Raw genomic sequence first — 21,293 nt, forward strand, 5'->3', positions numbered from 1 at the left:
TCGCCTGTACTGTGACGGCCAGCACACGCGCCGGCCGAGTGCTCGGTATCCTCTGCTATCAGATGGAACCTGGGGCCACGATGGATAGAGTGATCACAGCCTGGCTTGAGAGCTCGATCGCGGATGTTTTCTTGCAATTCGCTTCGGTGGAAAGGTTATTGACGCACAGATTGGGAACGTAGCCGTAACGTATCCGATTGTGTGGACCGTCAGGAGTGCGGAGCTACCAACCGTTTAAAGTGCGGCCGCCCGTGAAACCGAAAGTTCGCGGGCGGCCGGCGGCTAGTCGAAAGCCAACTGTTGCGATGTCGCGTGTCGGCGGTCGGCAAGGTCAGGTGGCTGGGCATCAGGCACATTGCGGTGGCTCCTCAGCCACCACGCAAATTGCCAGTTGCGGCAAGTTCGGTACAGCCGCTGGTGCCTGTTTGGGGCGGCCTGCGGAATGGATTGGTCTCCCCACCCGGTGATGGGGAGGGCGTTGTGGAGTCTGACGCCGAGCCCACCGACGAGAGCGTCACCCTTCCAGTTCTCGCCCGGCGCGTACTCGAAAGCCAGGTGAGCGTTGCGGGGCCAGTTCCATGGGATGGGCAGTGCGCACAGGTACCAGGCGGCAGGCGGGTTCGCGGCTGGCAGGTGCACGGTTTGGTGACGCAGTTTGCTGCTGACATACGGTCGGTCGCAGTCGGCGAACGTCTTGAGGCAGTGTTGTGTCAGGTCGATTTCACGGATGCCGGCCAGCCACATGATGCTGTATCTGTCGCGGGCCTCTATGTCAATGCGAACCCGGTCTGAGTTCGCCCCCAGTGTCATTCTTTTACCCCTCCATTGTAGAGTTCCTTTCCTTCGTCAATTCTATCAGAATTGACGATATTCCTTCATGTCTATTGTGGCGGAAGTCGTTGGGTATGGCATGTTGAATTCCTCCGAAAAAGCCTTCTGGTAATCCTCTGAGGGGAGGGGGCGCGGCTTGCGGCAAATCGCCTTCACGGTGGCCCGACTGCTGTCGCTGATCTGCACATCTTCGAAGTAGTGGGAGAGGAGCCCGCGCAGTGACTCAGGGGTGTGGTAGCGGATGCGCTGCCACTTTCCCTTGACGAAGCGCATATCTACGTTGTGGGCGTCCAGGAACGAGAGCCGGGTCGAATCGCGGCTGACGGAGTGCTCGGACTTCTCGTACGCCATCTCGCGCTCAAGGTTGCGTGTGCCGACGCAGACCTGCCCGTCCGGGGCGCACAGGGCGTTCACCGTGGTCAGGACCCAGTGCTGATAGTCAAGGCTCGTCGTCGCGTTGATCACCGAGTCGAGCACCACGACCTCGTACAGACCGTTCGCCCGAAGCTCTCGTTCGATGCCCCGCAGCTGGCCGACGATGGTGCGGATGTCAAGGGAGTACTTGCCCTTGAGGGTGCGGTAGGGCTCGTAGTCCTGCACCCGGTACCCCTTGGCCCGCAGGTGCCGGGCGTAGTCGCCGTGACCCGCCCCGAAGTCGACGACGCGGTGCGAAGTAGTGAGCCACGGCAGCACGAGCCGTTCCCATACCTCGGACTTGTAGCGGACCTGGTCGGCCTTGGCCTTGGAGGAGTGCTCACGCAGCCGGTTGGGCTGGACGATGTGCTGATTCCACACCGGCGCCTGCCCTTCGAGGCCGGACCAGTCGTAGACGCCGTACTCCCCGGTCAGGTCCTCAACGAGCTGTCCGGCGTCGAAGGACGCGACCGTCCACGCCAGGACGTCGAACCGCTGGGACTTCGCGACGGCGGCGTACTCGGCGTTCAGCACGATACGGCCCTGATCGTCGATGACGACCGATCCCCACGGGCCGTGGGCGGCAGTCATGAAGCCGATCGCCTGCTGGAACGGCAGGTTCTTGGACTCCTCAACTTCGATGGTCTGCCACGGAATCCAGCACCACTGCCCGATCGGGCCCGGCTCGGCGTACACAACCGATGACTCGGTCTCGACGCGGTTGTGGAGGAGGTTGAACTTGATCTCGTCCTGAAGCCTGACCTTCTGCGGGAGGATCATCGCCGGGGTTGTCTCCAGCCCGACCGCCTTCAGCCCCTTGGTTCTCTGGTGGCCCGCGACCAGGGTGCCGTCGGCGTTGAGGATCACCGGCTTGACGACGCCGTGGCGCCGCAGTGAGGCCTGAAGGCGCACGAAGGCGTCCTCGGACAGGCGGCGCGGGTTGTAGTCCGCGGGCCTCAGCTTCGCCAGGGGATAGGCAGGGTCGAAGCGGACATCGAGGGACTTCACGCGGCTTCCCCCTCCAGGGCGCGGTGCTCCTCGTTGAGGACGTGCCACCCGAAGCCCATGTCGGAGTCGTGGTCGCCCACGAACGCCTTGTACAGGGCGTCGAGCAACTCGACTTCGGCCTGCGTGATGCGCACGCGCGTGGATGACCACTGGAGGTAGCCCCACTGCAGGTATTCGACGGTGGCCGCCGCTCCGGTGCCGGCGCCGTCGGCGGGAAGTTCGATCGGCTCGGGGAGCGCGGTCTCGTCCAGGAGCTGGTCGAGCTGGTCTTGGTCGTAGCCCGTGCCCTTCAGGTCCGGCAGGTCCTGGAGGATGTCCGCGAGGAGGAGGGTGTCGTATCCGGCGAGGTCGCTGGTGCGATTGTCGACGACGACGATCTTCGCTGCCGCCTCGTCGTCCACGTCGAGCCAGGTGACAGCGATCTCGGCCCAGCCAAGCTGCTTGGCCGCCTTGTAGGTGTGGTTACCGGCAAGGATCTCGTTCGGGCGGCCGGTCAGCGTGCCGCGGTTGACGACGATCGCCCGGTATTGGCCGTGCGTGGACAGGGATTCGCTGATCGAGTCGACGTCACCGGTCCGCGGATTGCGGTGGTAGGGAACCAGCTCATCAACGGGGACGGCAAGATCAGCGAGCGAGGCCGGTATGCGAGAAGCGGCGGGCATGAGGCTCCAGCCCCGCGCCCGTGACCGAGCCTAGGTGATCAGGCGGTGACGGCAGGGTCCGGTTCCCGCAGGCACCGGCTGGCAGCAGTCTGTTTCGGCATGGTGCCGCTCAGCGGACGGTCGGTGAGCCGCCGCCCGTCGCGACCCTGTTCACGGCGGTGGTGCGGACGTGCCTCGTCGCCAAGAGGCACCGAGTTCCACGAGCTGCCCCCGGAGTGCACCGCGCTGCTCCTCCAGCTCCTGCGAGGTCGGGGAGAGCAGATAGACGCCGTCGCGGTACAGGCGGAACCCGATGCGCTCCCATCCCCGGGTGATCTTGGCGGTCACCCGGTCCCACTCGGACCGGTCCATTGGATGCTGGCCGCCCAGGTCGGTGATACCGAGCGAGCAGGCGACCGCCCGGCACCCGGCCATGAGGCGGTGGACGACTGGTGAGGATGCAGTATTCCAACCCTGCACTATTCCACGGCCTCAACGGGTGCGAGCCGATGAGGGCCTGGTCTCAGCTCAGGGGATCAATGTCCATCGTTGAGCGTCGCCCAGTACGCCGCACAGCGTCGTGTGGGCTTCTGCGCCCGCGTCCGTCAGGCATCGGCCGGTCTGGACGTTCTTGATCTGGTTGCCCTCGATGGTCCACTTCTGGAGGTCGCCGAGTACTCCGCAGCGTGGGGTGTAGACGCTCGTTCCGCCATCGGTCAGGCATCCACCGGTCCGGACGCCTTTGATCTGGACGGGACTCGGCTCGGCTGCAGTCGCGGTGTGGGTGAGCAGGCGGAAGCGAGGAGAACGGCGCAGACGAGGGTGTTACGTCGCATGGGGAGACCCTGTTTCGATCGGTGTATTGAGCTCTACCAATCAAGCAGCCGGGCCCCTCCGTCTTAGCGGATTCATCTCTTTGTGGGCGTGGGTGCCTCTTCGGCCAATTCGGTGGAGTGGCTTCGCGCGGGTGGGCAGGGCACGGATCAGCCCGACAGGGCTGGCTACCGTCCGTCCCGCCGACCAGGTCCTGCCGATCCTGGGTAGAGCCTGCCTCGGAGCCTCCGAGGCCACGCTGTTGCTTCCGATGTCACCGGACTCGTTTTACTGGTGAAGGGGCAGTTTTCTAGAGCTGCACTATTCCTACCGGTTAGGTGCCGACGCCGCCGTAGACGGAGGCAGATAACTTCCGCAGATCGAAGACGTCTAGTCAGATGTCCCTTCTGTCAGTGCGTCACGTAGCGCCGCACGCGAGGTCACACCCAGCTTGGGGAAGATCTGGTACAGGTGGGTGGAGACGGTGCGAGGGGACAGATAGAGCCGTTGCCCGATCTGTTTGTTGGTGAGGCCAGCCGCTGCGAGCATGGCGATCTCCCGCTGCTGGGGTGTCAGTGACGCCGGTCCCGTGCTTGCGTCGTGTCCGATGGAGAGGCCCGTTGCCCGCAATTCGTGGGCGGCCCGTGCTGCCCAGGGGATAGCACCGAGTCTGTGGAAGGTGTCCGCCGCGGCGCCGAGGTACGTGCGCGCCTCCGTCGTGGACTTCGCCCGTCGCAGGCGTTCGCCGTAGGCAAGCTGGACCCGGGCCCGGTCGAACGGCCAGTACTCGGTACCGGGCACGGCAAGCGCCTCGTCGAACAGCGCACACGCGTGGTGGTCGATGGCGACGAGCGCCGCGGATGCTTGCACGATCATGGCCAGTCGTGGCGAGATCGTGGCAACGCCCGCCTCCTGCACCGCCACCACGTGGGCCGCCGCCTCCGTGCTCCGGCCGGTTCTGACCGCGGCTTCGACGAGATCCATGATGACGAACAGGGCCGTGGGCACGTGCGAGGCGAGCTCACCGGCCCGGCTGATGGCGCACGCATGCCGGTAGGCGTCCTCGAACCGACCCTGGCCGAGGGCGGCGAGTGCCTGCGCATGCGCCGCGCACGACAGGAAGAACCCGACACGTCGGGGTGTGGCCCACAGGGTTATCTCGTCGGTGAGGGATCTGGTGGCGGATTCGTCGCCGCGTGCGGCGGCGGCCAGGGCCCGTTGGTAGCGGAAGTCCATGGAGAGCAGCTGGTAGCTGTGGGTTTCGCCGAGTTGTTGGCCGTGGTCGGCCTGTGCCTCGAGCTTGTCCCACTCTCCTGCCGCGAAATGGTCCCTGCCGAGGAACACCATTCCCTGGAGCTCCAGGGTGAGCGAGTTGCGGTGACGCCCGGCCTGCCGTACGCGCCGCAGTGCTGTCCTGCATCCGGCCAGTCGGTCGACGTACAGGGATGCCATGGCGATCCGGATGACCCGTGCCGGGTCGGTCTCCTGATCGAGCGAGGCGATGACCTCTTCGAGTTCTTCGAGCGTGGTGTGGGAGATGCTGGCGGGGTCGGCGACCGCGCCGAGAACCAGGGCCAGCCGGTCGGGGATGTGCGGTTTCAGCAAGCTGAGTGCCTGGTGCAGTGGTGTCCACAGCTCGGCACGCTGGGCACCGTGGCATACCCAGGCGAGGGTGTAGAGCGCCTCGATCATGGAGGTGTCGGCCGCGTCGTAGGGCTGGTGTTGCATCTCGATCGATCCGACGAGGAGACGGTGGGCGGTGTCGAGATCGCCCCCACCGCTGAGGAGGATGTGGTGGGCTGCGGCGACCGCGGCGACCAGTGGCCCGGCCCGGCCGCCGTCGGCCTGGCGGGCTTCTTCGAGGAGTCTGGGCACGTCGCGTAGATCACCGGTCAAATCCGCACCGAGGTAGGCGGCCTCGGCGATCCGGCGGCTGCGGTCGTAGCCGCGCGGGCTCAGTTCCGCGGCGCGCAGCAGTGCGGCGATGGCGCCGTCCGCGTCGCCCCGCCGCACGATGTCGTGTGCCGCCTGTTCGAGCAGGCGCGCGACGTCCTCGGTGGGCGCGACGGTGGCCTGGGCGAGGTGCCAGGCGCGTCGCTCGGGCCGGTCGGCCCGGTGTTCGGCCAGGGCACGGTGGACCTCTCGGCGCTGGTCGCTGGTGGACAGTTGGACCACGGCGGAGCGCGTCAGGGGGTGTCGGAAGGCCAGCCGGCCGGTGCTGTCGTCCACCTGTATCAGGCCCGCCCGCTCCGCGTACGCCAGGTCGTTGAGGCCAGCCGTCGGCAGGACGCTCAGGTCGCCGGTGCCGTCCAGGACCGCGTGGAGCAGGAGCAGTCGAGTGGCGGCGGGCAGGGCCCGGACGCGGGAGACGAAGACGTCTTGAAGGCGACGGCTCAGCGGCAGCGTCTCGGGGACGGGGGCTCCGGAGCGTTGCGGGTCGCTCAGAGAGATGGGCAACTCCAGCAGGGCCAGTGGGTTGCCTTGTGCCTCGGCCAGCAGACGAGCGCGCACGCGTGGCGCCAGGGAGGGGAAGCGGTCCTGGATCAGCGCCGCTGCCGCGGTCGCGTCGAGGGGCTGTACGTGGTGTTCGGGCACTCCACCGCGCGCGAAGAAGCTCCCCTCCTGCGACCGGTAGGCGCCGAGCAGGCCGACCCGGCTGTCCGCGAGGCGGCGGGCGGCGAAGCCGAGGACCACGGCGCTGGCGCGGTCCAGCCATGGCAGGTCGTCGACGATCACCAGCAGCGGGCGCTCCGCCGCGGCCAGGGAGAGCAGCGCCAGCGCCGCGTTCGACACCAGCAGTTGATCGGGCGGCGCCCCGGCATCCAGCCCCAACGCGATGCTCAGTGCCCTGCGGTAGGCATCGGTCAGCTGCTCAAGACCGGCCAGCAGCGGGCGAAGAACCTGATGGAGGCCCGCGAAGCCGACCGTGCTCTCGAATTCCACGCCGGAGGTGCGCAAGGTCCGCATGCCCGTGCCGTGGGCATGCACGGCTGCGGCATCCAGCAAGGCCGTCTTGCCGACACCCGCGTCCCCGGTCAGCAGGAGTGCGCCGCCGGAGTTCCTGACGTCGTCGACGAAGCCCCGCATCAGTTCGAGGTCTTGGTCGCGTCCGATCAGATGTCCTGCGGGATCCGACGGTAAAGGTAAAGGCCCCTCGCTGCCCATGCGCGCCCCCTGTCCCCTCCAGGACCATACGCCGGAGTGGGCCGGGCAGCACCGGCTTCGGGGCGGCGTCCATAGAGGGAGCAGAGGGAACCGGCCCGGCTCGGTGAGCCGGGCCGGTCCGGTGCGCGGTGGTCAGTCGGCGGCGACCGTCGGGTGGAGGTAGAAGGTTTCGTTGGAGATCGGCACGGGCCCGATCTGGTCGGGCCATTGGACGACCCAGGCGCCGTCGCCGTTCTCGCCCCCGTTGATGTTGGCGTACAGGCCGGTGGAGTTGTTCCGCAGCATGGTCAGGTTCGGCCGGGTAGGGACGGGGTGCTCCAGGGTCCAGTTCTGGGTGTCGCGCTGGGGGCCGCCGGGGTCGGGCTGGCCCTCCCGGCCGTGGCACGTCCAGATGTTGAGGTAGTCGCCCCGGCTGGAGGACTGGCCTCGGTTGACGTCCAGGCACTTGCCGCTGTCGGAGCTGACGATGCGGTAGAGCGGGTCGCCGTCCGGTGCGGTGTAGCCGCCTGGCACCAGACGCCACCTCTGGTTGACGGCACCGTTGTCGTGGTACTGGATGACGTGCGTGCCGTCGCTGTCGTTGCCGTTGAAGACGTCGATGTTCCGTCGGCTGTTCTGCGCGTGCATGGTCCGTTCGCGCGGCTCGGCCTGGGCCCGCAGCGAGCCGAAGTGGACGGGCCAGTGGTCGCTGCCCCGGTTGATCCCGCGGGTGGCCTGCCAGTTGTCCGTGTTCACGTTGGAGACCATGTAATCCAGCTCGCTGCCCCCTTGGTGGGTGGCCAGACCGGTGTTGTACACGTAGCTGCCGGGCGGCAGGCGGAACGGGGGCAGGGTCGAGGGGTCCCGGTTGAAGTCGCCCAGCGCCGCCCAATTCCTGACGCCGTAGTAGGTGGCGTCACGCGCGGTGTTGCTCAGCAGCTGGGGGACGTCGAAGCCGCCGCCGGAGGCGGCGTGCAGGGAGGCGAAGAGCACGTCGTCCGCCTGCCTGACCACCCCGAGCGCGTTGCGGTACTGGCCGCGGATCTGGACGACCCGCTCCGGCCGGAAACTGGTGACGATGCCCACGTTGCGCGAATCCATGCCGAGGACGTACAGATAGCGCCAGTCGCCGCGGCCGATGTCCCACCGGTACTCGTCGATGCCGTTGATCCGCCCCATGTAGATGGACCCGGCGGGCTGCGTGTTGGGCACCTCCTGGAGCGCGACCACGCTGTTGTCCCGCGCCAGGACACGCACACCTTGCCACCGGTCGCTGCCGACCTGCATGTTCCACGTGGCGACCCGGTGCGTATCCGGGTTCGCCGCGTACGCCGTGCCACCTCCTGTCACGAGGAAGGTGCTGAGCATCAGCGCAGTCGCCAGTACGGCGCCCAAGCGACGTAGGACACTGCTGCGGGTGGCGGGTCGCGTTGCCCCGTCGGGTAACGCCGGGTTCCGCTCTTTGCGTCGAGGTCTCATGAGTTCTCCTGGATCTGCTGGGCGCGGTGGACGCCCGGACTCGGCTTTCCCGTGGTCAGTGCTCAGCGGCGCGCCTGATCAGGGCCGCGACCTCGTCGGGCTGCGAAAGGTAGACGGAGTGGCTGGCGGCGACCTCGACGACCTGCGAGCCCGTCCTCTCCGACATCGCGCGCTGGGCCGCCAGCGGGATCATCCGGTCGTCGGTCGCGATGAGGTACCAGCTCGGCTTCACCCGCCAGGCCGGCTCCACCACAGCACCGGAAAGGGCGTCGACGCCCCACGGGACCTGGGAGTCGGCCATGAACGCCGCCTGCGCTGCGGGCAGATCACCGGCGAAGGCGTCCGCGAACTTGTCCCGGTCCAGGAAGAGGAAGCCGTCCCTGGGCGGCAGGATCGGCGGAACGGGCGCGCCCGGTGGAGGGTCGGCGATGAGCGTGCTCACCGACTCGCCCTTGTCGGGCGCGAAAGCGGCAACGTACACCAACGACGCCACCTTGGGGTGCGTGCCCGCCTCGGAAATCACGGCCCCGCCGTAAGAATGTCCCACCAGGACCACCGGACCGTCCTGCGCGTCCAGGACCTGCCGCACCGCGGCGACGTCTCCGGCCAGGGACAGTGTCGGGTTCTGGACGACGCTGACCTTGTACCTGTCCGACGTGAGGATGTCGTACACGCCCTGCCAGCCTGATCCGTCCACGAACCCTCCGTGGACGAGAACAACGTTCCTCGGCTCTGGGCTCGTGTTCATGTGCCCTCCTCCTCTGACTCGGGGCCACTGCGGCCACGCGCAGAAAGCTAGGGGGGAGCCAGCGGAGTCGATACCGTCAAGTGACGTAGTTCGACCCCGGCGCAGGGACGTCCAGCAGCGCCCGCTCTCCGCGTGTCCTGCCCCCGCCGCCTGACAATCCAGCGAAGGACGAGACCGTGCTGTACCGCGGGCGCGCTGTCCTTCGCCACGGCGGCTGGCTTCACGGACATCGAACTCACCCCGGCTCATGCCGTCGCCGACGGTATGCACTCCGCCATCGTCCGCGCAGTCGAGCCCCGGAGCGTCAAGGCGCGCTGTGTCGCCTGTATCCGAAGGGGCATTGTCGGCACGGCCTGCTGCGGGGGCACGGCGTGCTGCACCTCCACGGAGCTTGCAGAGGATCCCGCCGTGACCGCCGCGGAGGCGAAGACCAAGGTGAACTGAGGCTGCCAGGCGTGATCTCTTACCGGTTCAGGATCGGAGTTCCACCTGGGCCGCGAGATAGTCAGCCCAGCTGTCCTGCGCATATCCCGCCCAGGCGTTGGCCGTGTTGATGTGGATGCCGAACAGGTCACTAACGACGACAGGCGGGAGCTCCGCCACGTTCTCGATCATCGCGGTGTTTCGCGCGGCCAGGGTCGGCAGGTCGTGGTCGCGCAGGCGCTGGGCGAACGCTTCGGGGTTGCGGGGGCGGCTGGTCCGGCCGGGGAAGATGAAGGCGCCGTGTTCCGTGGTGGCGGGTGGGAGCTGGGAGGTGCGGCGCGGATTCGCCATCTGGTGTTCGATGAGCCGCGCGAGCTTCGGCGGCAGGAGCACAGGGTGGCGGTCGACGACGAGGTAGGCGCCGGTCTCATCGCTGCTGAAGCGGTCGGTGGTCAACTGCACGATGCGGGGAAGCGGCAGCGCGTAGAGCGCCCACCCCTACTGGGACACGTCAGCAGGAACGCCAGCGGCCAGGGTTGCTCTCAAGGAACTCGCACGCGCGAAAGGCGGTCGTGAGCCTCACCGAGCGCCAGGCCCGGATCGTGCGCAGCGCGCGTGAATGGGTCGCCGAGTACGGCGAGGCGCCCTCACTTCGAGAACTCGCTGAGGCGGCGGGCCTCTCTTCGCCTTTATCGGCCCACTACCAAGTGCAGCGGATGCGCGAACGGGGAGTAGTCGTAGAGACGCGCGGACGCCGCAGTGAGCGATGCCCGAACTGCGGCTACTGACCCCACTGTTTCCCGGAGGGGCGGGAGTCAGGCGCGAGCGCGCCGGTAGGCGGCCTGAACGGCCTCGATGTAGCGGCTGAACTCGGCAGTCGTGTTCCCGCGGTTCTCGGCGCTCGTATCACCACCGCGGAAAAAGGCCGTCCGCTGAGCTGTCGACAGCTCAAGCTGGGCACCCTGCCCGGCAAGGTTCCGGTTGCAGATGTTGCGAGGGCCCTGTCCGGCCCGCTCTGGAGCGGCCCCCGTGACGGGGAAGCCTGCATGCTCCAGTGAGCGGGTGATCCAGAGCGCCAGGTGCTCGTCTAGCCCTCCGACCTCTGTGATCTTGAGGGGGTCGTGGAAGCCGTGCCACGACACCGTGCGCACCATGTCGGCCTGGAGAGCCTCACACAGCGGCTCGTCGAAGTGGCTGGCGGTGAGATGAAGGACCCGGTTCGCCGAGGCCTTCTTCCCGTGGAACGAGTAGAAGTTGTGGCTGCCGCCCGCAGCGGCGCGTGCCGCTTCCGTGGTGCCGACCTCGATGCCGCCTCCGTGGATGGCGATGTGCGACAAGTCCGAGGCGGGCACGCGGTGCGCCTCGCGTGACCAGTGGATGCCCTCGGTTTCGTTGGCGGTGAGGTCCGCGAAGTTCTTGTACGTGTCGGTGCCTGTCGCGCGGCGTGTGGAGTTCACGGTGTGGCGGTAGCTCCGACGTAGCGCGCGTAGACGTCGATGGCCTCGTCGTCATCGGTCCTGATGGTGGCTTCGAACGCGCCGGCGGGGCGGAACGCGGCGAGCTTTCCCGTGCGAATGCGGTGGGCCTGGTTGGAGGCCCGGTTGCTGTTGGGGTGCGTGTCGACGTGGGCCCATTCGCCGGGTCGGTCGCGGAGCGCGGCGGCGGTCTCGTACGTCGCGTGGTGGGTCCGCTTGTCGGGCAGCGGCGCGAAGCGGGCGTGCATCAGTGTTCTCCGGCGTGGGGCAGGGTGGCTTCGGCGAGCTGCCGGATGCGGGCCGACAGGCGCCACTGGTCATCGGTGAGGTGTTCGCACAGGGCGTTGGCGAGGCGGGCGATCTCGGTGAGTGCCTGTTCGGGGGGTGCGTCTCGTGTCGGAGACGGGGATTCCATCTCTGGCTCCTGGCTCATGTCAGCGGTTGTTGCAGCGGCAGGTGTTGGTGATGGGGTTGAACCAGCTGTCGCATGAGCCGCACCAGCTGGCGCCAGGCATGGGCGGGATCTGGCTGGCCTGCTGGGAGCGGTTGTGCACGGTGTGGGGGTTTCCTCGGTCAGAAGGTTTCGGGGAGTTCGGCGCGGGGGCCGTCAGGGGCGAGGACAGCGACGATGTGATCAAGGTCTGTGGGGCGCCACAGCGCAGTCTCGAAGCCGCACGCCCGGAGGTGCTGGAGCCAGTCGCGCTGAGCGGGACGTATCCGCCCGGTGTTCGACTTGAACTCGGCGAAGATCGTCCGCTTGGCCTTGGGATGTCCGTAGACCTCATCGGGCCAACCAGCGTCACTGCGCCGGGAGTTATGCGTGTGGTAGGTGAGCGTCCAGCCGCGAAGGGCGGCGATCTTCCGGACGTGGCACCGGAACTGTTCTTCGGTCATGCGGCGCCCCGGCGTCGTGGTGTGACTGCTGCAAGGAGGGCGGCACGGTGGGCTTCGGCGTCCGGGTCGGGCTGCGGTTCGCGGTGATGCAGCGGCACTGGACGCGGGCTGCGGCCGTGGCGTTCCTTGAGGAGTTCGGGCAGCGGGCGCCGGGTCTCCTCCCAGAGGATTTCGTGGACCGGGCGCCCGTACCGCTCGGCGATGTGCGCCTGGTACAGGGCGTCGTCTGCTGCCGAGGGTGTCTCGGCGGGGTGGATGGCAGGCATCTGGTTCTCCATGGGTGGGCCGGGACCCGCTGGGGGCGGGTCCCGGCCGGAGGGGTGGCTCGTATCGGACGAGCCGTTCTGGGCGGGCGGGGCGCGGGGGTCGCTGCCCGTCCAGAAGTCGGTTGGTGGTCGAGCCGTGCCCGGGCTCGATCACGTGAACGAACCTAACACGAGTTTCTATCGCGACCTATTTCGGGTTCAGTCGACGATCGCGAGTTCGTCGTCGTAGTACGGCAGCGGCTTGCGCATGCCGTCCCACAGGACCATGTTCAGCTGCTCGCCGAAGGGAACTGCTTCGCCGTAGCTGACGACGCGGCCGAACGGCCGCAGCCCATCCTTGGCCTTATGGGTGACGGGGGTGACGATGGTGTTCTTGTCGAGCGTCATGACGTGCTCCTATCGGCCGCTGTTGGCGAGAGAGTCGAGGGCAATGCCCCATTCGGCGGTTACGGGTTCGTCAAACGTGAAGCCTGACGCGCGGTCCTCGAAGGTCGTGGCCCGCCAGCACTCCGGTCCGCCGTCCATGGGGCGCTCGAAGTGCTGTACGCCTCCTTCCGGCAGAGGGATGGCGAGGCGCATGAGTCCTAGCTCCGTGGAGCGGATGACGTACAGGCCCTTGGTGAGGGCTTCGCAGGCGATGCCGTCTCCCAAATCCATGATCCAGTTCCTTTAGTCGTGACCTATTAAAGGTCAGGTGAGTGCGGCGTATCCGTCGCAAGCGGGGCAGGCGTCGCCGCTTTGGGGGTGGGTCCCGTCGGTGCAGTGCGGGCAGGGTAGATGGCGGCCAGTGCCGTGGCAGTGCTCGCATTCCCGCATCCGCTCGTAGGGGCCGTGGCAGTACGTGACCAGGCCGGAGCCTTCGCACTCCCCACATTCGGGCGCGAGTACGCCGAGCGCATCGAAGGCATCGACGGGCGCGATGGTGAGCATGCTTCCCCATTCCGTTCCGGCCCGCCCGGCATGGTGGGCCCCTCTTCCTGATGTGATAATTCTACTCTCTTTAAGGGGGGTATCCACTTCGGTACTGCGACTTACCCACGCAACTCGGCGTCCGCATCGCGGAGTTGGGTCACGTCGAACAAGTCCTGCTGCGCGAAGCGATCCACCGGGCCCTCACCCGGCCCTGATTCGCAGTGCGCCAAGTGATCGGCGACCGTCCACCGCAGCCACCGCGGGGCGGTTCCAGCCCCGGATCCAGGCGCGCGACCGGGTGTTGAGGAGGACCGTCGCATCACGCTCGTGTCCAAGAGCAGCAGATGAGGCTTCACCCGATGCACGGTGCCGTCCTCATGGACCCACACATCACAGACCTCGCGGTCCGCGCGGACCAGCATGGCCAGGCGGTGGATGTCCCCCCACCCAGGGTGCAAACCACCCGGCTTCACCCACAGCCATGTGCCCGGCCCGACATCACCAGGCCCCGAGGGCACGTGGTTGAACGGCGGGCACTGACGTCGTTTACGGCGCGGCTTGGGCGGTCTCGCCGGCGGGTAGTGAGGGTGCGCCTGGTGGTACTGACGGATCTCCTCCGCCTGGGCTCTCAGCTTGTCCGCCAGGCTGTAGCAGCGCGGCCCGATATGCCAGCTGCGCGGCAGCCTCTTCTCCCAGAACGTCGGGGAGCCGCACTGACAGCGCCCCTGCGTCAGGTAGGGGGAGGCGGCGCTGCACGGCCATGGCGTACGGCATGAGCGGCAGGACCACGGCGAAGCCGCCGAGTCAGGGAGGTGCGCCCCCGGCAGGTAGATCGGGGGCGGCGGCACGTACGTGGCCACGTGCTCAGTCCTCTGTGTGCGCGAGCAGCGCCGCCGCCCCGCGTATCTGCCCCGGTGCCCAGGTGGAGCCGTCGAACGACAACTGGGAAAGGCGAGTCCTCCCTCGCCGCAGCGCGAGTGTGCACGCGCCCCAGTGGGAGTCGAGCTCCAGATGCCGGCTGCCGACAGCACCGTGAGGCAGACGCAACTCCGAGGGACGCAACGGGAGAACACCGTCATCCACCACGGCCGGGACGTGATGGCCGATCACATTGAGCAGCCGCCCGTCGCTGTGGAGGCAGCGGCCGAAGCATGTGAGCAGGGCGGCTCTTGTCGAGCCGACCACGAAGGCGTGCTGGGTCGAAGAAGCACGCTGCCGGGCCCGGACCTGCACGTGCGGGGCCCAAGCGTCGGGTGTGCGGTGCAGCCAAAAACCGTCTCCGATCTCGTCGCGGTAGGTCCGGCCGAGGTCCCAGCCCTTGAGGTGACGCAGGCTGAACCAGGTCCATATCTGCCCGTGGTCGCGATAGCAGGTGTCGTCCGGGTCGTCCGTCATCCACAGGCGGGTGGTCGGTGCGGCGGAGAGCGCGGTGCTGTCGGGGTATCTGGTGTCGATGCGGATCAAGACCTTGGCCGCGTTGAACGGAACAGGGTGCGGCGACACCGAGAGGGGGTGGTTCAGCAGGGCGCAGGTCTCGCAGGCTCCTGCTCGCGGGCAGGAGCCGAAACCGCCCCACCCTGCGCGTCGCGTGTCGTAGCTCTCGAAGAGGGTCGCGTATGAGGTCGGGCGCAGAGCGCACTGCGCCCCACCCGCCCCCATGTGTGCGTTGAGGCTGAGGCGGTTGTACCCCTTGCCGTCCCGCGGGCGCTCGGGGGTGGGTTCGGGCAGGTAGATGGGCATGAATGCTCGTTCTGTCGGGAGTTGGGCATCAGCGAGCCGGTGAGCTGTCGCAGGGCAGGCCGCGGAACGCGGCCACGGCCCTGTCGGCTCCCGCGGAGGGCTAGAACAGCTCGTCTTGGCCTTCGACGTCACTGGCTTTCACCGTGGGCTTGCGGGAGGGGCATCTGTCCGGGACGTCTTCGCCGAAGAGGGCTTCGGTGCCGTAGGCGTCGGGTCGGGCCGGAATGCGTGCAGGCGCGTGCACGGGCAGCAAGTTCAGGGCGTCGTGATCGAAGTCGGTGCGCCACATGTCGGGCCAGTTCGGGCCGGTGCTCATGCGCGATCTCCTCGGCTGGAGGAGTTGAGGACCGCGTCTGCCCAGTCGTGCATGAGGGCGGTCGCAGCTCGGCCAGCCGCTTCGCCTCGCGGCAAGCCGTCCTCGAGGTGCTTCAGGTAGCGGACTGCGGTGACGTCCAAGGCGTTGGAGGAAGTGAAAGCTTTCACCAGGCGTTCGATGTCCGCTCCGTGTACGTGGTTGAGGGCCTGGGCCGCGAGCGCGGCGATCATGCCCACGTCTTCGCCGAGCAGCTCGGCCTGGGCGGGGGTGAGAGGCGCGCTGAAGCGCATGATGAAGGAGCCTTCCGGTGCGGTGTGTGAGGTGAAGAGGCGCGCCATGCGGCCGTGTCGTGTGAGGGGGCGAGCAGGGGAGCCCGCCCCCGGAGCGTGGTGGTCAGGCGGCAGCCAGTTCGCGGTCGGCGCCGTCCTCGGCGGAGCTGTCCGCTTCCGCCTCCGGGTTGACGCTGACCAGCTCGCGGGCTTCGGCGTGCGCCTTGGCCTGCTTGAGCTGCCACCGCGCTTTGGTCAGCGACTCAGCGACCCGGTCCAGCTGGTCCAGCCGTGCGCCGACCTGCGTCTCCAGCGTCTCCGCGAGCTTCAAGGGCTTCGTCCGGGCGATCTCGTCCAGGAGTTCGCGGACCTGCTCGATCTTGTCGAGCGTGTTGCGGGTCTTCTTCTGTGCGGCGGCGCGTTCGGTGCGCTGCTCCTCGGTCATCTCCTCGACGACCAGGAGGACGGCTTGGTCCTGCTGCTGCTTCATCGCGAAGGCGAAGTGCACGATCTCGTTGTCCGCAGCGAACTCGCCGCGCACGAACTTGCTCAGCACGGAGCCCTGGTTGGCGAAGTTCAGCGCGGCGATCTGCACCGCCGCCTGCGTGCCGATCTTCCCGGCCTGCACCAGTTCCTGAATCTCGATACGCAGGTCAAGCAGGGCCAGGCGCAGCTTCACGTACGTGGTGGTCTTGGCGAAGTCGGCGGCGACGGTCTCGATCGTCGCGCCCTCTTCCTCGTCGAGAATCCGCTGGTAGCCGTGAGCCTCCTCGAACGGGGTCATGTCCTCCCGGGTGACGTTCTCCGACATGGACCGCTTGAACCGCTGGAGTTCGTTCTTCTCCGAGATGATCGTGGCGCGGATCTTGGTGCGGCCAAGGATCTGGTGCGCGCGCCAGCGGCGCTCACCGGCGACGATCTCGTAGCCGCCGAGCTCGTTGTCGGGACGCACCTCGATGGCCTGCATCAGGCCGTACTTGTCGATCGACGTGGCCAGCTCGTTCAGCGCGTCCTCGTTGAAGTACTCGCGCGGCTGGCGCGGGTTGCGGTGGACCTGGCTCATCTTGAGGACGCGCTGCATGGGGTGCTCCTTGGAGTAGGTGGTGAGGTTTCCTGCCCTCACCTTATACCTAAATTCTACTCTCTATGTAGGGGGTGTCCATTCCGGGAGAAGCCCGCGAAAGTGACCTCGATCACCAGATGTCTGGGGGAGGTGAGCATCACGCCTCCTGCCCTCTCGGCAGCGGTGACGGGCGTCTCGGGCGCCGGCGCCGACCGGGTGTTTCGCCCGCCACTCGTCCCCCCGAAACGTCAGGACCGTGGTCAAGGGTCCTGCGAGGTGGCCGTCTGGCGGACGGCCATCAGCCCAAGGTCCAGGCGCCTTGGGTCCTCACGGGCGGCTTCCCCCTTACGGCCCGGAGCCCCCAGGGGTCAGTGCCCCATGCCTACGCCGCCATCCACGGGCAGCACGGCGCCCGTGATGTAGGAGGCCTCATCGCTGGCGAGGAAGCGCACGGCCGCGGCGATGTCCTCGGGGTGGGCTGCCGACCCGAGCGGGATCTGGGCGAGGAGCGTCTTGATCCGTTCCTCTGGCAGGACGGCCGTCATGTCGGTGGAGGTGAGGCCGGGGGCGACCACGTTGGAGGTGATGTTGCGCGAACCCAGCTCGCGGGCCAGGGACCGGGAGAAGCCGATGAGTCCGGCCTTGGCGGCCGCGTAGTTGGACTGCCCTGCCTCGCCGAGCATCGCGACGGCGGAGGAAATGAAGATCATGCGGCCCTTGCGCGCCCGCAGCATGCCGCGCGTCGCGCGCTTGGCGAGGCGGTAGGCGGCCGTCAGGTTGGTGTCGATGACCGCGGCGAAGTCTTCTTCCGGCATCCGCATCAGCAGACCATCGCGGGTGATGCCCGCGTTTGCCACCAGTACTTCGACCGGACCGTGCTCGGCCTCGATGAGCTTGAAGGAGGCCTCGACCTGACCGGGGTCGGTGATGTCGCACTGCACCGGCAAGATGCCGTGTACGGAAGGCGGTTCCCCCGAGCGGTAGGTGACGGCTACCTGGTCTCCAGCCTCCGCCATCATCTTGGCTATCGCGAATCCGATGCCACGGTTGCCACCGGTGATGAAGACGCTGCGGCCCATTGGGGGGTCACCTTCCAGGTCACGTTGACGAGTCGAGGCCACCGCGACGGAGCCGGATATCGGAGTCCGTGGGGGTGGCCGGCAAGAGTTCTCTCTGTGCACGGCCTACCTTGCCCGGATTTCGCCGCGTTAGGTCGCCCTTGTCACTTCCGGTAGTGGCACATCCGGTACTGCCACTCACGGAACGGCCCTCTGTTGGGTATGTATAGGCGTTTTGTGAACGTCCGGGAGGCTGCGAAGAGTGATCCTGGAAGGTTGGTATGTACAAGGGGTGAGTTAAGGTCTGGGCTAACATTTTTACTCTTCTGACCTGATAAGGGACAAAAGGCCATGACGACATCCCTGCCGCCGATCACCCGCATGCTGCGCACCTGGCGAAAGCGCCAGGACCCGCGCGCTGTACCCGGGTTCACCGAGCGGTACGGGAAACGCAACCGCAAAGGTCTCACGCAGGCAGACATGGCCCTGCTCACCGGGATGTCGGAAGGCTGGTACCGCAAGCTGGAGACCGGAGCCCAGGAGAACTACTCCCATGACGTCCTGGACCGTGTCGCCCGCATCCTCGGCCTCAACGACGCCGAACGCGTCCACCTCTTCTACTTCGCCACCGGCCACGAGCCCGCCCCCCTGAAGCGGCCGGATGCCGGACATCTCGACCCCACCGTCACGGCACTCGTCCATCAGCAGATATGGCCCGCCTACACCTTCGGCCCCGACTGGGACATCCGCGTCTTCAACGAGCACGCCGGCCGGGACTTCCCCTGGATGAACCGCGGCGTCAACGTGATGATCTGGGCTCTTACCTACCCCGAGGCCCGTCTACAGCTCATCGAGTGGGAAGAGTCCTGGGCCAAACCGATGGCCTCCCAGCTGCGCCTGGCCGCACAGGCCAACCAGGGAAACCAGCGGCTCGCCGAAGTCGTCCGGGAGGTCAAGGAGCGCGATCCGGTGGCGAAGAAGATCCTCGAAGAGGACCACACCGCCATCACGCACCCTGACGGTGATGTGCGCCGACTGCACCTGCCCAACCGTGACGGGGTCTTCGAGGTCGAGTTCATCACCTTCGCCCGGCTGCGGAACAACACGAAGATGATGATCGTCATGCCCCCGGGCGATGCCGCCTACCGGCAGGCCAACTCGGCCATGCCCTCCACCATGGCCAGCGTCCCCGCGGGCACCCCGGGCGCGCCTGCTTCCGCGTAGACGGCTGTGGTCTGGGTGAACAGCCGCTCGGGATGAGCCCACGAACCAGCCTGCTCGGCCATGATCCGGCGCGCAGCCTCCATCAGAGGCACATCGGCCTCGGCGAGCTGCCTGGCGCTCTCCGCAACCGCAATCAGGCGGCCCTTCACCATCTCGACGTCGGCGCGTCCCATCAGTGGCCCATGGCCCGGAACGAAGGTCTCGGCCCCGGTCGCCAGAAGCCGCTCGCAGACGGCTATGCAGGCGGAGATCGACGCCGACCACACCACCATGTGCGCCCCACTGAACAGCGCGTCATCGGCGAAGACGATGCCGTCCTCTGGAATGTGCACGGCCACATCTCCAGGGCTGTGGCCCGGCCCGAGATCCAGCAGATCGACCAGCGTCTGCCCGACCTTGACCTCCAGCCGCCCGGTGAAGGTCTGGGTGGGGCCCGTGACGGTGACGCCGGAGAAGTCGAAATGCCCGAAGCACTCAGCGGCGTAGGTCGCCGTGGTGCTCTGGCCGCTCATCGCGCACAGGGCAGACAGCTGCTCAGGTCCCATCTCCTTGCAGGCGTGACGCGCGGACAGCTCCGAGGTGATGATCTCCGCGTCGGCGACGAGCTGGTTGCCCCAGGTGTGATCACCGTTGGCGTGGGAGTTCACGACGGTGGATATCTCAGTGCCCGGCAGAGTCGTGGCGACGGCACGCAGAAGGTCACGTGTGGAGTCGAGCGTGAACTGTGTATCGATCAGAAGGCCTTGACCGTCACCGGCCACCACGCCGCTGTTGCTGTAGCCCCAGCCGGGCCGGTCGTTCATCCACGCCCACGTGGTGGCGGACAGCTGCTGGAGGGCGGGGGAGGGCACTGTGGTTCATCCATTCCGTGGGACTTAGTCGGCTAAAGCCTCAAAACGCCCGTATCTTACGGACAGGTGTCCCCGGCGAGGCAAACCAGCCCAGAGGCAAAGCTGCTGCGGTCCCAGCGCAGACGGGCAGACGTAACGCCAACGAGCCTCCGCGCTTCGGAAATATCTCAGCTGGGGCCCGTTCCACAGGCCAACAGGACACCAAAAGCAGGGCAGTTGACCGCCCGAAATGGACGGTGCCTAGCGCCACTCGATGTGGATCCGCTCACTGGGATCGCGGTGCCTGCCACGCCCCACCGGCATGACGCGCACCTTGACGATCACCACGCCGACCAGCGCCCGCTGCCAGGCCCGCGGCGCCGTCTTCCACCAGGCGGCCAAGTCCTCGACGTCGTCAACGGGTACATCGATCAGCTGCTCCAGATAGCGCAGACGGCTCCGCGCCTCACGCAGGTCCTGCTTGGTCGCCTTCTCGGCAGCCTCATAGGCGGCCGGCACCAGCACCTTGCGCATCTCGCGCAGCTCCCCGAACCGCTCCGGCGACCCGTCGATGTGCTCCTTCAGGCGCCCGGCCTCCGCCCGCAGGTCGGCCAGCAGCTGAGCCACCCGCTCCCGGGCGCCTGGCCGCAGCAGCTCCGCGAGAACTTCCTCGGCCGCGGAGTCTTCGAGCCGGTCGGCGTTCATCCGAACCCGCCCGCACGAGTCCTGACCCTCCCGGGGCGCGGGGCAGCGGTAGGCCGGATCGCCGCCGCTGGTGACGCGCGTGCCCACCATGCTGTAGTCGCACCGGCCGCACTCCGACCTGCCTTCGTTCAGCAGGTAGTCGAAGGCGTCGCGGGGCTCGGCCTGCTGGCCCGCCTTCTCGGCGAACAGGGCAAGGAGCCGCTGACGCTCATCGGGCGTCAGTACCGTCTCGCCGAAGTCCTCGATGGGCTCGCCATCCTCGCCCAGTCCGGCCATGCGGGGATGGCTCAGGACGCGGGTCAGGACCTCCGGTGCCCACTCGTTGCCGAGCGCCGTGCGATATCCCTGGGCATTCATCCACCGGCACGCCTCGGCCCTGCTGTGCTGGTCGAACAGTAGGGAGGCGGCCTTGCGCAGGCCGGGGGCCTCCTGGGGGTGGAGCCCTCCGCGGCGACTCAGGTAGCCGGTCAGCCGTGCCATGCGTCTCCGTCCGATCACGAGCGGATCGCCTGCCCAATAGCGATCCCTTAGCCCAGTAATAGGTCACGATAGCTCCATTGTGTAGACAATGGGGCCACCAGGCCGACGGCACCCCGCCAGCGGAAGCGTTTGCGCACGTCACAGTGCCACAACGCCGACGATCAGTGAGGCACGTCACGACGCCCTTCGCTCTCGGGCGGCACCTCGCGGAGCTGGTCGCAGCGCCCCCCGTCCACGTCAAATGCAGCCCCATTGAACGGACGCAGCGTGATGCGACCGGGCCCTGGTGAGCCCGTGCCGCGCCTCGTCAGGACACCCCCAGGGCCTCCCACAGCGATGCAGTCGCCACCTTCTGCGTGCGTCCCAGGGGGATCAGCTTCGCCGGAAACGCATCCGCCTTGATCAAGTCATACGCCTTGTCCGCCCCGATCCCCAGGGCGCGTGCAGCTGTCACGACATTCACTACTGCCGGCAGCGATCGGACTTCCTCTACGGACATCCCGCTACACCGCTGGCGCTGCTCAGCCACAGACGAGGACAAAGGTGGTCACATCCCTCTT

26 protein-coding genes and 1 pseudogene are annotated in these 21,293 nt (G+C 67.4%); 3 read left to right on the forward strand and 24 right to left on the reverse strand.

Features of this window, described 5'->3' with window-relative positions:
• Window positions 1-282: 282 nt before the first annotated feature.
• The 7 genes from DEJ48_RS36815 to DEJ48_RS36845 all read right to left on the reverse strand — a co-directional run bounded on the left by DEJ48_RS36815 (window position 283) and on the right by DEJ48_RS36845 (window position 9,078).
• Window positions 283-810, reverse strand: coding sequence for a hypothetical protein (locus DEJ48_RS36815; RefSeq protein WP_150220443.1), 528 nt, complete (start codon window positions 808-810; stop codon window positions 283-285).
• Window positions 811-855: 45 nt separating this feature from the next.
• Complete coding sequence (locus DEJ48_RS36820) at window positions 856-2,301, reverse strand: ParB N-terminal domain-containing protein (protein WP_317850946.1); 1,446 nt, start codon at window positions 2,299-2,301, stop codon at window positions 856-858.
• The gene (locus DEJ48_RS36825) at window positions 2,250-2,915 is read right to left on the reverse strand and encodes a ParB/RepB/Spo0J family partition protein (RefSeq protein ID WP_150220445.1); all 666 of its coding nucleotides are present in this window, start codon (window positions 2,913-2,915) and stop codon (window positions 2,250-2,252) included. The genes DEJ48_RS36820 and DEJ48_RS36825 overlap by 52 nt, the downstream gene beginning before the upstream one ends.
• Window positions 2,916-3,065: 150 nt before the next feature.
• Window positions 3,066-3,266: a hypothetical protein gene (locus DEJ48_RS36830; RefSeq protein ID WP_150220446.1), complete on the reverse strand. Its 201-nt coding sequence runs from the start codon at window positions 3,264-3,266 to the stop codon at window positions 3,066-3,068.
• 831 nt (window positions 3,267-4,097) lie between these two features.
• Window positions 4,098-6,872 (reverse strand): helix-turn-helix transcriptional regulator, encoded by a 2,775-nt coding sequence (locus tag DEJ48_RS36835; protein WP_150220447.1) that lies wholly within the window; start codon window positions 6,870-6,872, stop codon window positions 4,098-4,100.
• Window positions 6,873-7,004: 132 nt separating this feature from the next.
• Entirely contained in the window at window positions 7,005-8,219 is a 1,215-nt protein-coding gene (locus DEJ48_RS36840; RefSeq protein ID WP_150220448.1) for an RICIN domain-containing protein, read from the reverse strand.
• A 166-nt stretch (window positions 8,220-8,385) separates the two neighbouring features.
• The gene (locus DEJ48_RS36845) at window positions 8,386-9,078 is read right to left on the reverse strand and encodes an alpha/beta fold hydrolase (protein WP_150220449.1); all 693 of its coding nucleotides are present in this window, start codon (window positions 9,076-9,078) and stop codon (window positions 8,386-8,388) included.
• 180 nt (window positions 9,079-9,258) lie between these two features.
• Here DEJ48_RS36845 and DEJ48_RS40580 point away from each other — a divergent pair.
• Window positions 9,259-9,522, forward strand: a pseudogene (locus tag DEJ48_RS40580) (arsenite S-adenosylmethyltransferase); the annotation flags it as partial.
• A 27-nt stretch (window positions 9,523-9,549) separates the two neighbouring features.
• Here DEJ48_RS40580 and DEJ48_RS36855 read toward each other — a convergent pair.
• Entirely contained in the window at window positions 9,550-9,957 is a 408-nt protein-coding gene (locus DEJ48_RS36855) for a hypothetical protein (protein WP_190537811.1), read from the reverse strand.
• A 116-nt stretch (window positions 9,958-10,073) separates the two neighbouring features.
• Between DEJ48_RS36855 and DEJ48_RS41190 the strand changes: the two genes are divergently transcribed.
• Window positions 10,074-10,289, forward strand: a complete 216-nt coding sequence (locus DEJ48_RS41190; RefSeq protein ID WP_190537813.1) for a hypothetical protein — start codon at window positions 10,074-10,076, stop codon at window positions 10,287-10,289.
• 27 nt (window positions 10,290-10,316) lie between these two features.
• Here the strand turns inward: DEJ48_RS41190 and DEJ48_RS36865 are convergent, their stop codons facing one another.
• From DEJ48_RS36865 to fabG, 13 genes are all read right to left on the reverse strand, one after another.
• Window positions 10,317-10,958, reverse strand: a complete 642-nt coding sequence (locus DEJ48_RS36865; protein WP_150220452.1) for a poly-gamma-glutamate hydrolase family protein — start codon at window positions 10,956-10,958, stop codon at window positions 10,317-10,319.
• Entirely contained in the window at window positions 10,955-11,224 is a 270-nt protein-coding gene (locus tag DEJ48_RS36870; RefSeq protein WP_150220453.1) for a hypothetical protein, read from the reverse strand. Before DEJ48_RS36870 ends, DEJ48_RS36865 begins: the two co-directional genes overlap by 4 nt.
• Window positions 11,224-11,391 carry a hypothetical protein gene (locus DEJ48_RS39960; protein WP_190537815.1) on the reverse strand — a complete coding sequence of 56 codons (168 nt, stop codon included), beginning with the start codon at window positions 11,389-11,391 and terminating at the stop codon, window positions 11,224-11,226. Before DEJ48_RS39960 ends, DEJ48_RS36870 begins: the two co-directional genes overlap by 1 nt.
• Before the next feature lie 158 nt (window positions 11,392-11,549).
• On the reverse strand, window positions 11,550-11,870 hold the full coding sequence (locus DEJ48_RS36875) for a VRR-NUC domain-containing protein (RefSeq protein WP_150220454.1): 321 nt from the start codon (window positions 11,868-11,870) through the stop codon (window positions 11,550-11,552).
• Entirely contained in the window at window positions 11,867-12,136 is a 270-nt protein-coding gene (locus DEJ48_RS36880; protein ID WP_150220455.1) for a hypothetical protein, read from the reverse strand. The genes DEJ48_RS36875 and DEJ48_RS36880 overlap by 4 nt, the downstream gene beginning before the upstream one ends.
• A gap of 198 nt (window positions 12,137-12,334) precedes the next feature.
• Window positions 12,335-12,523: a hypothetical protein gene (locus DEJ48_RS36885; RefSeq protein WP_150220456.1), complete on the reverse strand. Its 189-nt coding sequence runs from the start codon at window positions 12,521-12,523 to the stop codon at window positions 12,335-12,337.
• A gap of 9 nt (window positions 12,524-12,532) precedes the next feature.
• A complete protein-coding gene (locus DEJ48_RS36890) occupies window positions 12,533-12,793 on the reverse strand; it encodes a hypothetical protein (protein WP_150220457.1) in 261 nt (86 codons plus the stop codon).
• A 33-nt stretch (window positions 12,794-12,826) separates the two neighbouring features.
• Window positions 12,827-13,066: a hypothetical protein gene (locus DEJ48_RS36895; protein ID WP_150220458.1), complete on the reverse strand. Its 240-nt coding sequence runs from the start codon at window positions 13,064-13,066 to the stop codon at window positions 12,827-12,829.
• 846 nt (window positions 13,067-13,912) lie between these two features.
• Complete coding sequence (locus tag DEJ48_RS36900) at window positions 13,913-14,788, reverse strand: hypothetical protein (protein WP_150220459.1); 876 nt, start codon at window positions 14,786-14,788, stop codon at window positions 13,913-13,915.
• A gap of 100 nt (window positions 14,789-14,888) precedes the next feature.
• Window positions 14,889-15,104, reverse strand: coding sequence for a hypothetical protein (locus DEJ48_RS36905; protein WP_150220460.1), 216 nt, complete (start codon window positions 15,102-15,104; stop codon window positions 14,889-14,891).
• Complete coding sequence (locus DEJ48_RS36910) at window positions 15,101-15,442, reverse strand: hypothetical protein (protein WP_150220461.1); 342 nt, start codon at window positions 15,440-15,442, stop codon at window positions 15,101-15,103. The genes DEJ48_RS36905 and DEJ48_RS36910 overlap by 4 nt, the downstream gene beginning before the upstream one ends.
• A 55-nt stretch (window positions 15,443-15,497) precedes the next feature.
• Entirely contained in the window at window positions 15,498-16,454 is a 957-nt protein-coding gene (locus DEJ48_RS36915) for a ParB/RepB/Spo0J family partition protein (protein WP_150220462.1), read from the reverse strand.
• A 350-nt stretch (window positions 16,455-16,804) separates the two neighbouring features.
• Entirely contained in the window at window positions 16,805-17,515 is a 711-nt protein-coding gene (gene fabG, locus DEJ48_RS36920) for a 3-oxoacyl-ACP reductase FabG (protein ID WP_150220463.1), read from the reverse strand.
• Window positions 17,516-17,845: 330 nt separating this feature from the next.
• On the opposite strand from fabG, the gene DEJ48_RS36925 reads away from it, so the two are divergent.
• Entirely contained in the window at window positions 17,846-18,718 is an 873-nt protein-coding gene (locus tag DEJ48_RS36925; protein WP_150220464.1) for a helix-turn-helix domain-containing protein, read from the forward strand.
• Here DEJ48_RS36925 and DEJ48_RS36930 read toward each other — a convergent pair.
• The 3 genes from DEJ48_RS36930 to DEJ48_RS36940 all read right to left on the reverse strand — a co-directional run bounded on the left by DEJ48_RS36930 (window position 18,637) and on the right by DEJ48_RS36940 (window position 21,232).
• Window positions 18,637-19,521 carry an MBL fold metallo-hydrolase gene (locus tag DEJ48_RS36930; RefSeq protein WP_150220465.1) on the reverse strand — a complete coding sequence of 295 codons (885 nt, stop codon included), beginning with the start codon at window positions 19,519-19,521 and terminating at the stop codon, window positions 18,637-18,639. The two genes, DEJ48_RS36925 and DEJ48_RS36930, sit on opposite strands and share 82 nt — an antisense overlap.
• 288 nt (window positions 19,522-19,809) lie before the next feature.
• Window positions 19,810-20,733 (reverse strand): recombinase zinc beta ribbon domain-containing protein, encoded by a 924-nt coding sequence (locus DEJ48_RS36935; RefSeq protein ID WP_150220466.1) that lies wholly within the window; start codon window positions 20,731-20,733, stop codon window positions 19,810-19,812.
• Between the two features lie 307 nt (window positions 20,734-21,040).
• Window positions 21,041-21,232, reverse strand: coding sequence for a DNA-binding protein (locus tag DEJ48_RS36940; protein WP_150220467.1), 192 nt, complete (start codon window positions 21,230-21,232; stop codon window positions 21,041-21,043).
• Window positions 21,233-21,293: the final 61 nt, after the last annotated feature.

The sequence above is a fragment of the Streptomyces venezuelae genome (assembly GCF_008642315.1).
Classification (GTDB): Bacteria; Actinomycetota; Actinomycetes; order Streptomycetales; family Streptomycetaceae; genus Streptomyces; species Streptomyces venezuelae_D.